At 69.8% G+C, this 13,063-nt stretch carries 9 protein-coding genes and 1 pseudogene; 6 read left to right on the top strand and 4 right to left on the bottom strand.

Annotated elements, in window-relative coordinates:
• Window positions 1–12: 12 nt before the first annotated feature.
• Entirely contained in the window at window positions 13–1,722 is a 1,710-nt protein-coding gene (locus KCH48_RS39405) for a glycoside hydrolase family 6 protein (RefSeq protein WP_210582440.1), read from the bottom strand.
• 411 nt (window positions 1,723–2,133) lie between these two features.
• On the opposite strand from KCH48_RS39405, the gene KCH48_RS39400 reads away from it, so the two are divergent.
• Together KCH48_RS39400 and KCH48_RS39395 are read left to right on the top strand one after the other, a co-directional pair.
• Entirely contained in the window at window positions 2,134–5,049 is a 2,916-nt protein-coding gene (locus tag KCH48_RS39400) for a glycoside hydrolase family 48 protein (protein WP_210582439.1), read from the top strand.
• 277 nt (window positions 5,050–5,326) lie between these two features.
• Window positions 5,327–7,969: a cellulose binding domain-containing protein gene (locus KCH48_RS39395; protein ID WP_210582438.1), complete on the top strand. Its 2,643-nt coding sequence runs from the start codon at window positions 5,327–5,329 to the stop codon at window positions 7,967–7,969.
• Here KCH48_RS39395 and KCH48_RS39390 read toward each other — a convergent pair.
• Window positions 7,948–8,766, bottom strand: a complete 819-nt coding sequence (locus KCH48_RS39390; protein WP_210582437.1) for a helix-turn-helix domain-containing protein — start codon at window positions 8,764–8,766, stop codon at window positions 7,948–7,950. The genes KCH48_RS39395 and KCH48_RS39390 overlap by 22 nt on opposite strands.
• A 142-nt stretch (window positions 8,767–8,908) precedes the next feature.
• Between KCH48_RS39390 and KCH48_RS39385 the strand changes: the two genes are divergently transcribed.
• Together KCH48_RS39385 and KCH48_RS39380 are read left to right on the top strand one after the other, a co-directional pair.
• Window positions 8,909–9,211, top strand: coding sequence for a 4a-hydroxytetrahydrobiopterin dehydratase (locus KCH48_RS39385; protein WP_210582436.1), 303 nt, complete (start codon window positions 8,909–8,911; stop codon window positions 9,209–9,211).
• Window positions 9,212–9,215: 4 nt separating this feature from the next.
• Entirely contained in the window at window positions 9,216–9,965 is a 750-nt protein-coding gene (locus tag KCH48_RS39380) for a class I SAM-dependent methyltransferase (RefSeq protein ID WP_210582435.1), read from the top strand.
• Here the strand turns inward: KCH48_RS39380 and KCH48_RS43055 are convergent.
• Window positions 9,943–10,068: a hypothetical protein gene (locus tag KCH48_RS43055; protein WP_282615243.1), complete on the bottom strand. Its 126-nt coding sequence runs from the start codon at window positions 10,066–10,068 to the stop codon at window positions 9,943–9,945. The genes KCH48_RS39380 and KCH48_RS43055 overlap by 23 nt on opposite strands.
• A 228-nt stretch (window positions 10,069–10,296) precedes the next feature.
• On the bottom strand, window positions 10,297–10,788 hold the full coding sequence (locus tag KCH48_RS39375; RefSeq protein WP_210582434.1) for a hypothetical protein: 492 nt from the start codon (window positions 10,786–10,788) through the stop codon (window positions 10,297–10,299).
• 39 nt (window positions 10,789–10,827) lie between these two features.
• Here KCH48_RS39375 and KCH48_RS39370 point away from each other — a divergent pair, with 39 nt between their 5' ends.
• Together KCH48_RS39370 and KCH48_RS39365 are read left to right on the top strand one after the other, a co-directional pair.
• Window positions 10,828–11,784 carry a YafY family protein gene (locus KCH48_RS39370; RefSeq protein WP_210582433.1) on the top strand — a complete coding sequence of 319 codons (957 nt, stop codon included), beginning with the start codon at window positions 10,828–10,830 and terminating at the stop codon, window positions 11,782–11,784.
• Between the two features lie 38 nt (window positions 11,785–11,822).
• A pseudogene (locus KCH48_RS39365) lies at window positions 11,823–13,063 on the top strand (rhamnogalacturonan lyase); the annotation flags it as partial.

The following is a 13,063-nucleotide window of genomic DNA, read 5'->3' as shown; positions in this document are numbered from 1 at the left end:
GCAGTCAAAGCACTACGACAACGGCGGGTAGGCGTTCTGCATCAGCTGTTGGAACTGCGCAGAGAACCAGTGCCCCGAAATCGGCGCATCCGCCAACGCCCCCGACATGTTGTAGTTGTTCCGAGGATTGCCCTCATACGTCGGATCGCACATCCGGTCGAACCCCTTGCCCTCAGGGTTCTCGATGAACTTGCTCGAACCGTCGGACTCACCCGGCGGCTTCATCCACACATACGCGTCGATACCGGAGGCCGGCGCGGCCTGCGGACGCTCGCCAAGACCCGCGCCCGACTGGTTGCACCAGTTGCCCGGGTTCAAGCGACGGTCGTAACGGCCGCCGTCGACATACGCGTCCACGCTGGTCTGCGGACCGGGACCGGCGGGCCGTGCCGTACCGCCCCAGCCGTTGCGCGACGTGTCGATCAGCATGCCGATACCCGAGTTGAAGCCGACCGAGACCAGCTGCGTGCGGAAGGCCTGGGCGAAGGACAGCTCGTCGACGTACCGGTTCCAGTCGACCCACTTCGACTCGCGGACGGACTTGCCGGCCACGTTGTCGTTGATGGTGAAGTTGTCCTCCTTCAGGGCGCTGTAGTTGGCCGTGTTGGTGATGAAGCCGTGGACGTCGTTGACCGTGGCGCCCTCGGCCGACGCCGCCTCCTTGAAGAGCTGGGCGGACGGCGCGAAGTTGTCGTCCCAGCCGATCCAGCCGTGGTGCCCGGCATCCACGTAGTTGTAGACGTTGGGCGCGTCACCGAGCTTGTTGAGCGCGTAGCCGACGCCCTTGACGTAGTTGCCGTTGGCCTTCATCACATCGCACTCCGGGGTGGCCGTCGGGCGGCTTCCGGTGTTGGTGACGAGGTTGGGCAGCGAGTCGATCTCGACGGTGGTGACGATCCGCAGATCGGCGTACTTCGGGTCGGCGAGGATCGCGGCGATCGGGTCGATGTACTCCGTCTTGTACCGGTCGATCTCCGTCGGGCCGAGCTCACCGTTGGAGGCGAGGGCCGCGCAGTCCCGTCCGGGCAGGTTGTAGATCACCAGCTGGACGACGAGCTCGCCGCTCCCCTTCTGCGTCAGGGCCTCGTCGAGGTGGGCGCGCAGCCCCATCTTGCCGCCCGCTCCGTTGATGGCGGCGATCCGGTCGAGCCACACACCGGTCGGCTGGTTGGAGATCCGGCTGCCGCCCGGCTCGGCGGCGGCGTTCGCCGACCACTCCGGGTTCACATACACCTTGGCGCCCGCGTACGGGTTGTCGACCTTCGGTCCCGTCGGGTCCGGCGGATCCGTGGGGCCGCCACCGCCGTCGACGTTGCAGGTCACGCCGTCGAGGGTGAAGGCCGTCGGCAGCGCGTTGCTGCCGCTGTACGAGGCGTTGAAGCCGAAGCTGATCGAACCGCCGGCCGCCAGCGTCCCGTTGTAGGACTCGTTGGCTGCGGTGACGGCGGCCCCGCTCTGACTGAACTTCGCGTTCCAGCCGTTGGTGATCTTCTGGTTTCCGGCGTACGACCACTTGACCGCCCAAGTGGACTTGGCGGCGCCGTTGTTGGTGACCGTCACGGCGGTGGTGAAGCCGGTGTCCCACTGGTTCTGCACCTTGTAGTCGACGGTGCAGGGGACGGCCGCCGTCTCCACTGAGCCGGTGTCGACGGCCAATGCCGTCCCTGAGGCCCCGGCGACCAGCGCCAGGGCGGCGAGCATCGCTGTTCTGGTACGACTCATGAGTGCGGGTTTCCCTCTCGGTCGGAGAATGGGGGTGTTGTCCGTCGAGGGCGCGCAAGGGCTCACGTGAACTGCGGTTCCGCCTGTTCGAGGTCCAGGTTCCGCGCACCGGCGACCTCGTAGCCGAGTAAAAGTCCTGAACGCGGAGGGTGTCGCATGAGCGAGTCCTTGCAGTTCGGGCGCGTCGGGACGGACGCGCCGACTGATGGAGTCGCTCCCACTGGTGCGAAGGAAGGTAGCGCCAAGTGTCGGTAAAGGACAGGGGATGCGCTTGACTTTTCCTCAACGGAATCCATCGAATCTTTTCGACTCTTCAAGCACCTTGACCCCTTTGACGCCCATCTCCACTATGGGAGCGCTCCCACTGGTTCAAGCCTTGACTTCTCCCGAGCCGCAAGGAGGAACCAGCACATGCCCCCCAGAAGGAGACGCCGCACCGCGCGGCGGTTGTGGACCGCCGTCGTGGCGGCCCTCGCCCTCCCTTTCACGATGCTGTCGACAGGGTCAACACCGGCCCAGGCGGCGGCACTTCAGTGCAGCGTCGACTACAAGACCAACGACTGGGGCTCCGGCTTCACCGCGGACCTGACGATCACCAACCGCGGCACGGATCCGATCAGCGGCTGGACCCTGACGTATGCGTACTCGGGCAACCAGAAGCTGGCCAACGGCTGGAACGGCAGCTGGTCCCAGTCCGGCCGGACGGTCACCGTGCAGAGCGCCTCGTACAACGCGACGATCGCGGCGGGAGCCGCCGCCACGACCGGCGCGCAGTTCACCTACAGCGGCACCAACACCGCGCCGACCAGCTTCGCGATCAACGGCACGCCCTGCACGGGCGCACACCAGCCGCCGATCACCGTGCTGACCAGCCCGGCCCCGGGCGCCGTCTACTCGCAGGGTGACGCGGTCCCGCTGGCGGCCACCGCCGCGGCGGCCGACGACGCGACGATCAGCAAGGTCGAGTTCTACGACGACACCACGCTGCTCGGCACCGACACCAGCGCGCCGTACTCGCTCTCGGTCTCAAGTTTGACCGTGGGCAGTCATTCGCTGGTGGCGAAGGCGTACGACAGCCTGGGCGCGTCCGCGAGCTCCACACCGGTCGGCATCACGGTCGCCTCGGGTCCCGCCGTGGTGGCCTCGACCAACCAACTGGCCGTCCAGCAGGGCAAGACGGGCACGTACCAGGTGAAGCTGTCGACGCAGCCGTCCGCCAATGTGACCGTCACGACGGCCCGGACGGGCGGCAACTCGGGTCTGTCGGTGACCGGTGGGGCGTCCCTCACCTTCACTCCGTCGAACTGGAACACCGCACAGTCGGTGACGGTCACGGCGGGCTCGACGGGCACGGGCTCGGCGACGTTCGAGTCGTCCGCCACGGGTCATGCGAAGGCCGCGGTCACGGTCACGCAGATCGCGGCGACGAAGCAGTACGACGCCCGCTTCCTGGAGCTCTACGGCAAGATCACCAACCCGGCGAACGGCTACTTCTCCCCCGAGGGCATCCCGTACCACTCGGTCGAGACGCTGATCGTCGAGGCGCCGGACCACGGCCATGAGACCACGTCGGAGGCGTACAGCTATCTGCTGTGGCTCCAGGCCATGTACGGCAAGGTGACCGGCGACTGGTCGAAGTTCAACGGCGCCTGGGAGATCATGGAGAAGTACATGATCCCCACCCACGCCGACCAGCCGACGGGCTCCTTCTACAACCCGTCGAAGCCGGCGACGTACGCACCCGAGCTGGACACTCCGAACGAGTACCCGGCCCGGCTCGACTCGTCCGTCTCCGTCGGCTCGGACCCGATCGCGGCCGAGCTGAAGAGCGCGTACGGCACGGACGACGTGTACGGCATGCACTGGCTGCAGGACGTCGACAACGTCTACGGCTACGGCAACTCGCCCGGCAAGTGCGAGGCGGGGCCGTCGGACACCGGTCCGTCGTACATCAACACCTTCCAGCGCGGTGCGCAGGAGTCGGTGTGGGAGACGGTGCCGCAGCCGACCTGTGACGCCTTCAAGTACGGCGGTCCGAACGGGTACTTGGACCTGTTCACCGGCGACGCGTCCTACGCCAAACAGTGGAAGTTCACCAACGCCCCGGACGCCGACGCGCGCGCCGTGCAGGCCGCGTACTGGGCCGACAAGTGGGCCGAGGAGCAGGGCAAGGGCAGTGCTGTCTCCGCGACCGTCGGCAAGGCCGCGAAGATGGGCGACTACCTGCGCTACTCGATGTACGACAAGTACTTCAAGAAGGTCGGCAACTGTGTCGGGCCGTCGACCTGCGCGGCCGGCACCGGCAAGGACGCCTCGATGTACCTGATGTCCTGGTACTACGCCTGGGGCGGCGCGACCGACACGTCCGCCGGCTGGTCCTGGCGTATCGGCTCCAGCCATGCGCACGGCGGCTACCAGAACCCGCTGGCCGCGTACGCGCTCAGCTCCTACGCCGACCTGAAGCCCAAGTCGGCGACGGGCCAGGCGGACTGGGCCAAGTCGCTCGACCGGCAGCTGGAGTTCTACCGCTGGCTGCAGTCGGCCGAGGGCGGCATCGCGGGCGGCGCGACCAACAGCTGGGCTGGCCGGTACGCGACTCCGCCGGCCGGGAAGTCGACGTTCTACGGCATGTACTACGACCAGCAGCCCGTCTACCACGACCCGCCGTCCAACCAGTGGTTCGGCTTCCAGGCGTGGTCGATGGAGCGGGTGGCCGAGTACTACCAGCAGACGGGAGACGCGGACGCCAAGGCGGTCCTCGACAAGTGGGTCGACTGGGCACTGTCCGAGACGACCGTCAATCCCGACGGCACGTACCAGATTCCGTCGACACTTCAGTGGTCGGGCCAGCCCGACACCTGGAACCCGTCAAGTCCGGGCGCCAACAACGGACTTCATGTCACCGTCGCCGACTACACGAACGATGTCGGTGTGGCCGCCGCGTACGCCAAGACCCTGACGTACTACGCGGACCGCTCCGGTGACACGGAGGCCGCGGCGACGGCGAAGGCGCTGCTCGACGGCATGTGGAGCAACCATCAGGACGCGCTGGGTGTCGCCGTCCCGGAGACCCGGGCGGACTACAGCCGGTTCGACGACGCGATCTACGTCCCGTCCGGCTGGAGCGGCACGATGCCGAACGGTGACGCGATCAACTCGTCGTCGACGTTCGACTCGATCCGGTCGTTCTACGAGGACGACCCGGCCTGGTCGAAGATCGAGGCGTATCTCGCGGGTGGCGCGGCGCCGTCGTTCACGTATCACCGGTTCTGGGCCCAGGCGGACATCGCCTTGGCCATGGGCTCGTACGCGGAGCTTCTCGAATAGTCCCCGCCGGGCGCTCCGCGGGTTGGCCGTGATTTGTCTGCGGGTCCGTTGTGGCTGGTCGCGCAGTTCCCCGCGCCCCTGAAAGACGGGGCGTGTCAGTTCACGGCGTTTCCGCGGAACCGCCTCAAAGCTTCGCGTGCGTGGTCTCGTCACCTGACGGCGAGACCGACCAGCCGGGCGGTCCTCTCCCGCACAGAGGGCCGCCCGGCAACTCTCGCGCCATAGGGAAAGCGCTTACCCTCCCGTCTCCGCATCCCCCACCCGGAAAGGACCCCCCGTGCGAAGAACCCGCATCCTCACGGCCGTCCTGGCCCTGGCAGCCGGTCTCCTCGCCGGCACGCCGTCCGCGCTCGCCGCCGACACCGAGCCGGTGTCGATCGCCGCCGACAGCTACACCTGGAAGAACGCGCGCATCGACGGCGGCGGCTTCGTCCCCGGCATCGTCTTCAACCGCAAGGAGAAGAACCTCGCCTACGCCCGTACCGACATCGGCGGTGCCTACCGCTGGCAGGAGTCGACGAAGACCTGGACGCCGCTGCTGGACTCGGTCGGCTGGGACGACTGGGGGCACACCGGTGTCGTGAGCCTGGCCTCCGACTCCGTCGACCCCGACAAGGTGTACGCGGCGGTCGGGACGTACACCAACAGCTGGGACCCGGGGAACGGCGCCGTCATGCGCTCCGCCGACCGGGGCGCGAGCTGGCAGAAGGCCGAGCTGCCGTTCAAGCTGGGCGGGAACATGCCGGGACGCGGCATGGGTGAGCGGCTGGCCGTCGACCCGAACAGGAACAGCTTGCTCTATCTGGGGGCTCCCAGCGGCAAGGGGCTGTGGCGGTCGACGGACTCCGGAGTCAGCTGGTCTCAGGTGACGAACTTCCCCAACGTCGGAAACTACGCGCAGGATCCGAGCGACACGAGCGGCTACGCCTCCGACAACCAGGGCATCGTCTGGGTCACCTTCGACGAGTCGACCGGTACGGCGGGCAGCGCCACGCGGACGATCTACGTCGGGGTCGCCGACAAGGAAAACGCGGTATACCGCTCGACGGACGCGGGGGCGACCTGGTCCCGTGTCGCCGGGCAGCCGACCGGTTATCTGGCTCACAAAGGCGTGCTGGACGCGACGAACGGCTATCTGTACCTCGCGTACAGCGACACCGGCGGGCCGTACGACGGCGGCAAGGGCCGGCTGTGGCGGTATGCGACCGCGACCGGTACCTGGACGGACATCAGCCCGGTGGCGGAGGCCGACACGTACTACGGCTTCAGCGGTCTCACCGTCGACCGGCAGCGGCCCGGCACGGTGATGGCGACGGCGTACAGCTCCTGGTGGCCGGACACCCAGATCTTCCGCTCGACGGACAGCGGCGGGACGTGGACGAAGGCCTGGGACTACACGTCGTATCCGAACCGCGCGAACCGCTACACGATGGACGTCTCCTCGTCCCCCTGGCTGACCTGGGGCGCGAACCCGGCGCCGCCCGAACAGACCCCGAAACTGGGCTGGATGACGGAGTCGCTGGAGATCGACCCGTTCGACTCGAACCGGATGATGTACGGGACGGGTGCGACGATCTACGGCACCGAGGAGCTGTCGAAGTGGGACAGCGGAGGCCAGTTCACCATCAAACCGATGGTGCGGGGCCTGGAGGAGACGGCCGTCCTGGACCTGGCGTCACCGCCGTCCGGCGCTCCCCTGCTCAGCGCGCTCGGCGACATCGGCGGCTTCCGGCACACGGATCTCACCAAGGTCCCGCCGATGATGTACACCTCGCCGAACTTCACCTCGACGACCAGCCTGGACTTCGCGGAGAGCAACCCGAACACCGTGGTCCGCGCCGGCAATCTGGACTCCGGACCGCACATCGCGTTCTCGACGGACAACGGCGCCAACTGGTTCGCGGGGACGGACCCTTCGGGCGTCAGCGGTGGCGGCACGGTCGCCGCGGCGGCCGACGGCAGCCGGTTCGTGTGGAGTCCGCAGGGCACCGGGGTCCACTACGCGACGGGCTTCGGCACGTCCTGGTCGGCGTCGAGCGGCATCCCGGCGGGCGCGATCGTCGAGTCCGACCGGGTCGACCCGAAGACCTTCTACGGCTTCAAGTCCGGGAAGTTCTACGTCAGTACGGACGGCGGCGCGACCTTCTCCGCGTCGGCCGCGACCGGGCTCCCCTCCGGCGACACCGTCCGCTTCAAGGCGCTGCCCGGCACGAAGGGTGACGTATGGCTGGCGGGCGGCGCGAGCGACGGCGCGTACGGCCTGTGGCACTCCACCGACTCCGGCGCCACCTTCACCAAGCTGTCCGGCATCGATCAGGCCGACACCATCGGCTTCGGCAAGGCGGCGCCCGGAGCGACGTACCAGACCCTCTACACCAGCGCGAAGATCGGTGGCGTACGAGGCATCTTCCGCTCCACCGACAAGGGTGCGAGCTGGACCCGCGTCAACGACGACGCCCACCAGTGGGGTTGGACGGGCGCGGCGATCACCGGCGATCCTCGCGTGTACGGCCGGGTGTACGTGGCGACCAACGGCCGCGGCGTCATCTACGGCGACACCCCCGACAGCGGCGGTACCGACCCGACGCCCACACCGACGGGCGCCTGCGCCGTCACCTACAAGGTGACCAACGAGTGGTCGGGCGGCTTCCAGGCCGACGTCCAGCTGAGCAACACCGGCACGAGCGCCTGGTCGGGCTGGTCCCTCAGCTGGACCTTCCCGAACGGCCAGACCATCTCCCGGCTCTGGAACGCCGATCACACGCAGTCGGGTTCAGCGGTGACAGCGAAGAACGTGGGCTGGAACGGCACCGTGGCGGCGGGGTCGTCGGTGAGCTTCGGGTTCACGGGGAGCTGGTCGGGAGCGAACGCGAAACCCGCTTCCTTCAAGCTCGGTGATCAGTCCTGCGCGATCGCCTGAAGGTATTTGACCGTCGCCGGGTCGGCCGGGAGCAGGGTCTCGATGGCCAGCTCGGCGACGGTCACGTCCATGGGGGTGTTGAAGGTGGAGATCGAGGAGATGAAGGACAGCACCCGGCCGTCGTGCTCGATGCGCATCGGGAGCGCGAAGGACGGGGCCGGTTCGGCCGGTTCCTCCGCCGTCTCCCGCACCGGGTACGCGGCGACCTCCTCGTACAACTCCCGCAGCGGTTCCGAGCGTTGCAGCGCGATCTGCCGTTCCATCTGGGCGAGCAGATGGCCGCGCCACTCCCGCAGATTGAGGATGCGGGGCGCGAGGCCCTCCGGGTGGAGGGTCAGCCGCATCGCGTTCAGCGGCGGCGCGAGCAGCGACTCGGGCAGGCCGTCGAGCAGGGCCAGGATGCCCCGGTTGGCGGCCACCACGTTGTACGTCGCGTCCACCACGAAGGCCGGGTAGGGCTCGTAGCCCTGGATCAGCTGCTCGATCCCCTCGCGCAGCGGCTCCAGCGCCGGGTCGTCCAGCGGGGTCTGCCGGTAGCGCGGGGCGTAACCGGCCGCCAGGAGCAGGGCGTTGCGCTCGCGCACGGGCACGTCGAGATGCTCGGCCAGCCGCAGCACCATCTCCTCGCTCGGCCGGGAGCGGCCCGTCTCGATGAAGCTGATGTGCCGGGCGGAGGAGTCGGCCCGCAGCGCCAGCTCCAGCTGGCTGACCCGCCGCCGCTCCCGCCAGGCTCGCAGCAGGGGACCGACGCCGTCGCCGGAGGGGAGTGCGGCGCCGTCGGACACGGGAGTGGTCATACGACGACCGTAGTCCGTGGGCGAGTCCAGCGGCGCCGGAATGTGTCCGGAACAGATCTCCGGGCACCCGTCTGACCAGGGCGTCAAGTGCGCGGCTGTGGCACGCTGAAGAGGAACCCGACACCCTGGAAGGAGCGAGGCCATGCCCCTCGAACCGCTGTCGCAGGAGGAGATCGAGGAGCGGCTGGCTCAGCTGCCGGGCTGGTCCCTGGACGGGGACCGTATCGCCCGCTCCTACCGGCTGCGCTCGCACCTCGCGGCCACCGCGATGGTCGTCCACATCGCCCAGGTCCAGGAAGAGCTCGACCACCACTCCGACCTCACCCTCGGCTACAACACCCTGTCACTGAGCGTGAACACGCACACGGTGGGCGGGGTGACCGAGCGGGACTTCAAGCTGGCCCGCCGGGTGGAGGAACTGGCACCGGCCCACGGGGCGAAGTGACGCGGTGCTGGACTACGACAAGGAAGCCGACGCCTACGACATCACACGCGGCGGCGAGCCCCGGGCCGCCGCCGCTGCCGCCGCCGTCCTGGGCCTGCTGCCCGGCGTGACCGGCCGCCTCCTCGACGTGGCCTGCGGCACCGGCATCGTGACCCGGCGGCTCGCGGCGGCCCGGCCCGGGCTGCGGGTGACCGGCGCGGATCTGACGTCCGGGATGGCCCGGATGGCCGCCGTACGCCTGCCCGGCGCGGTCGTGCTCGCGGACAGCCGGCGGCTGCCGTTCCCGGACCGCGCGTTCGACGCCGTGACCAGCGTGTGGCTGCTGCATCTGCTCGACGAACCCGACGACGTGCGGGCCGCCGTCGCCGAGTGCGCCCGCGTACTGCGGCCGGGCGGTATGTACGTCACCACCGTCGACAAGGCCGCCGCGCACGACGTGGGCAGTGACATCGATGCCGTGCTCGCCCCGCGCCCACGCCGGCCTGCCCGGGACGAGGCGGCGGCCGTGGAGTCGTACGCCGCCGAGCAGGGACTGCTCCCCGCCGGGCAGGCCCGCTTCCCGGGCGTGGGGCAGGGCCGCAGCCCCCGGCGGACCGCCGCCGACCTGCGGCGCGGCTGGTTCACCCAGCTACCGCCCGGCGAGCCGCGCACCGAACGTTTCGCCGAGCTCCTGGCGACGCTCCCCGACCAGAACCGGCCGCGCCCCGACCCCGTGTTCTCCCTCCGGGCCTTCAGGAAGCCGCCCGACGACTGAACTCCATGATCCAGTTGCTCAGCCAGGTCTCCCCGCCGTCCACGGAGAACGCCTGCTCCCAGCGGGCCGCGTCCGCCGAGACGCCCGACCAGACGAACCGCACGCGGGCCCTTCCGATGGGTCCACCCGCTCGGCGAAGCTGAGAGTGGGGGGAACGCGTCGTCGGCCCTCTCAGTGCCGGTCACCACATCTGAGCCCGTTGGGGGTGCCCCCTCTGGGGGAGTCTGAGGACGAGGCCGTTCAGGCCGAAGCGGGGGTCTGGGGGCGGCAGCCCCCAGAGCGACGGCCACGCAGACCGACCTGCACCCTGAACCGGCCCGATGTGATCGGCTCACGCCAGCGCAGCGCCCCGGTCTCCAGTGGTTCCGGCGGGCAGGGTGTCCGCCAAGTAGGCGGCCAGGTCGGGGAGTTCGGGCGCGAGCAGGTGCCGTACCCAGGCGTCTCGTTCGTGCAGGATCGGCGGCAGCTCCCAGACGCAGCCGATCCACGGCTTGTCCGGTGTGATGAAGTGCGTCGGGTCGTGGTCCGGGCAGCCGAGTGCCGGCTGGCCGGCCGCGGCGCCGCGGAAGTGCAGGACGTTGTCCCAGACCCAGCTGTAGGCGTTCAGGTAGGCCCCGTCGTCACCGCCTCGGTGCAGCACGACGAAGGTGGCCGGCGGGGTGCCGTCCGGTTCCGGCAGCAGGTCCGGCAGGATCGCGTACGCCGCCTTCTCGACGTCGGGTGCGATGCCCGCCGGGTCGGCGGTGACGTGGTAGCGCTTGATGTGCCGCCCGGCCACCTCGATCGGCGGCGGCACGGTCAGCAGTCTCTCGGTGAAGCTCATGGCAGGACGCTAGGACCGCTTCACTGCCACCATGTGTCAGTGAAGTCCAGCCGCCTGATCTCGATCCTGCTGCTCCTCCAGACCCGGGGCCGGATGACCGCCGCCCAGCTCGCCGAGGAGCTGGAGGTCTCCGTCCGCACGGTCTACCGGGATGTCGACGCGCTGAGGGCGGCCGGTGTCCCGTTGTACGGCGACGCGGGCCACGACGGCGGCTATCGGCTGCTGGACGGCTACCGCACCCGCCTCACCGGCCTGACCGCCGACGAGGCGGAGGCGCTGTTCCTCGCGGGGGTCCCGGGGCCGGCTGCTGAACTCGGCCTCGGCTCCCTGCTCGCCGCCGCCGAGCTGAAAGTGCGCGCCGCGCTGCCCGTCCAAGCCGACCGGATCAGCGGCCGCTTCCACCTCGACGCCCCCGGCTGGTACGCGGACGGCGAGGAGGCCCCGTATCTGCCCTCGGTCGCCGATGCCGTGTGGAACAGCCGGGTGCTGCACATCGTCTACCGGCGCTGGCGCGAGCCCACCGACGTGGAGCGCCGTCTGGAACCGTACGGACTGGTCCTCAAGGCGGGTCGCTGGTACGTGGTCGCCGGTCCCGGGCCGCGCACCTTCCGGGTCGACCAGATCCTCGAACTCACCGCCTCGGACGAGGAGTTCACGCGTCCCGGCGACTTCGATCTGGCTGCCTACTGGGAGGCGTACCAGAGGGATTTCCACGACTGGCTGTACCGTGCGGAGGCGGTCGTACGCATCGCGCCGTCGGTGACGCTCTCCGGCCCGCTCGCCCGCGCCGTCGCCGCCAACGGCCGTACGGACGAGACCGGTTGGATCCAGGCCACCGTCCCGATCGAGTCCGTCGACCATGCGGCGGGCGAGTTCCTGCGTTTGGGCACGGACATCGAGGTGCTGGGCCCGCCGGAGCTGCGGGCGAAGATCGCCCGGACGGCCGCCGAACTGGCCGAAAGATACGGCAACTTCGAGGTGCACGGCGACCACTGAGAGGCCGGAACCCGTCCGTCCTTCAGGAGGTACGTCTCGTGCAGCACCCGCACAAGCACCGCAGACGAAGCGTCGTCCTCTCCGCGCTGGGCGCCACGACCGCGCTGGTCGCCGCCGGACTCACCGCGCTGACCGGCCCCACCGGCACGTCCCCCACGCTCGAACCGGCTTCGCACGGCTCGCGCGGGGGCACCCCCATGGCCGCCACCGCCCGCCAGGTCGAGAAACTCGACCGGGGTGTGGTCAGCGTCCACACGGCCGCCGGCAACCTGGTCAGCTGGCGCTGGCTGGGCACCGACCCGGGCGACGTCTCCTTCAACGTCTACCGCGCCGGTACGAAGGTCAACGCGACCCCGATCACCGGCTCCACCAACTACTTCCACTCCGGCGCTCCCGAACAGGCCGACTACACCGTCCGTGCGATCGTCGGCGGCGTCGAGCAGGCCGACTCGGTGCACGCGATCCAGTTCCGCACCGGCTACAAGGACGTCCCCATCTCCCCGCCCGCGGGCGGCACCACCCCCGACGGCATCGCGTACACCTACGAGGCCAACGACGCCTCCGTCGGCGACCTCGACGGCGACGGCGCCCTCGACTTCGTCCTCAAGTGGCAGCCCACCAACGCCAAGGACAACTCCCAGTCCGGCTACACCGGCAACACCGTCGTCGACGGCGTCAAGCTCGACGGCACCCGGCTGTGGCGTATCGACCTGGGCCGCAACATCCGCTCCGGCGCGCACTACACGCAGTTCCAGGTGTACGACTACGACGGCGACGGCAAGGCCGAGGTCGCCATGAAGACGGCCGACGGCACGCGGGACGGCACGGGCGCGGTGATCGGCAGTTCGTCGGCCGACCACCGCAACTCCAGTGGCTACGTGCTCTCCGGCCCGGAGTACCTGACCATGTTCAACGGGCAGACCGGCAGGGCGATGGGCACGGTCGACTACGTCCCGGCCCGCGGCAACGTCTCCTCCTGGGGCGACAACTACGGCAACCGCGTCGACCGCTTCCTCGCCGGCACCGCGTACCTCGACGGCGCCCGCCCCTCGCTCATCATGGCGCGCGGCTACTACACCCGCTCCGTGATCGCGGCCTGGGACTGGCGGGGCGGCGCCCTCCCCCCCCCCCGCCCCCCCGCCCCCCCCCCCCCCCCCCCCCCCGGGGGGGGGGGCGGCGGGGGGGGGGGCCCCCGCCCGCCCCTCGCCGCCGGGGGGGCCGGCGGCCCCGGCGAGGACGTGGTCGGCGGCGTGACCCTGGGCGCAGACCGGCACGGGGC

Source organism: Streptomyces sp. GESEQ-4 (assembly GCF_017948455.1).
Lineage (GTDB): Bacteria > Actinomycetota > Actinomycetes > Streptomycetales > Streptomycetaceae > Streptomyces.
The sequence above is the reverse complement of the archived record's forward strand: the minus strand, read 5'-3'. Positions and strand labels throughout refer to the sequence as shown.

Bases quoted from the DNA above. Each gene is read 5' to 3' on its own strand.
- KCH48_RS39405 (WP_210582440.1), bottom strand. From the start codon at position 1,722: ATGAGTCGTACCAGAACAGCGATGCTCGCCGCCCTGGCGCTGGTCGCC.
- KCH48_RS39400 (WP_210582439.1), top strand. From the start codon at position 2,134: ATGCCCCCCAGAAGGAGACGCCGCACCGCGCGGCGGTTGTGGACCGCC.
- KCH48_RS39390 (WP_210582437.1), bottom strand. From the start codon at position 8,766: ATGACCACTCCCGTGTCCGACGGCGCCGCACTCCCCTCCGGCGACGGC.
- KCH48_RS39385 (WP_210582436.1), top strand. From the start codon at position 8,909: ATGCCCCTCGAACCGCTGTCGCAGGAGGAGATCGAGGAGCGGCTGGCT.
- KCH48_RS39375 (WP_210582434.1), bottom strand. From the start codon at position 10,788: ATGAGCTTCACCGAGAGACTGCTGACCGTGCCGCCGCCGATCGAGGTG.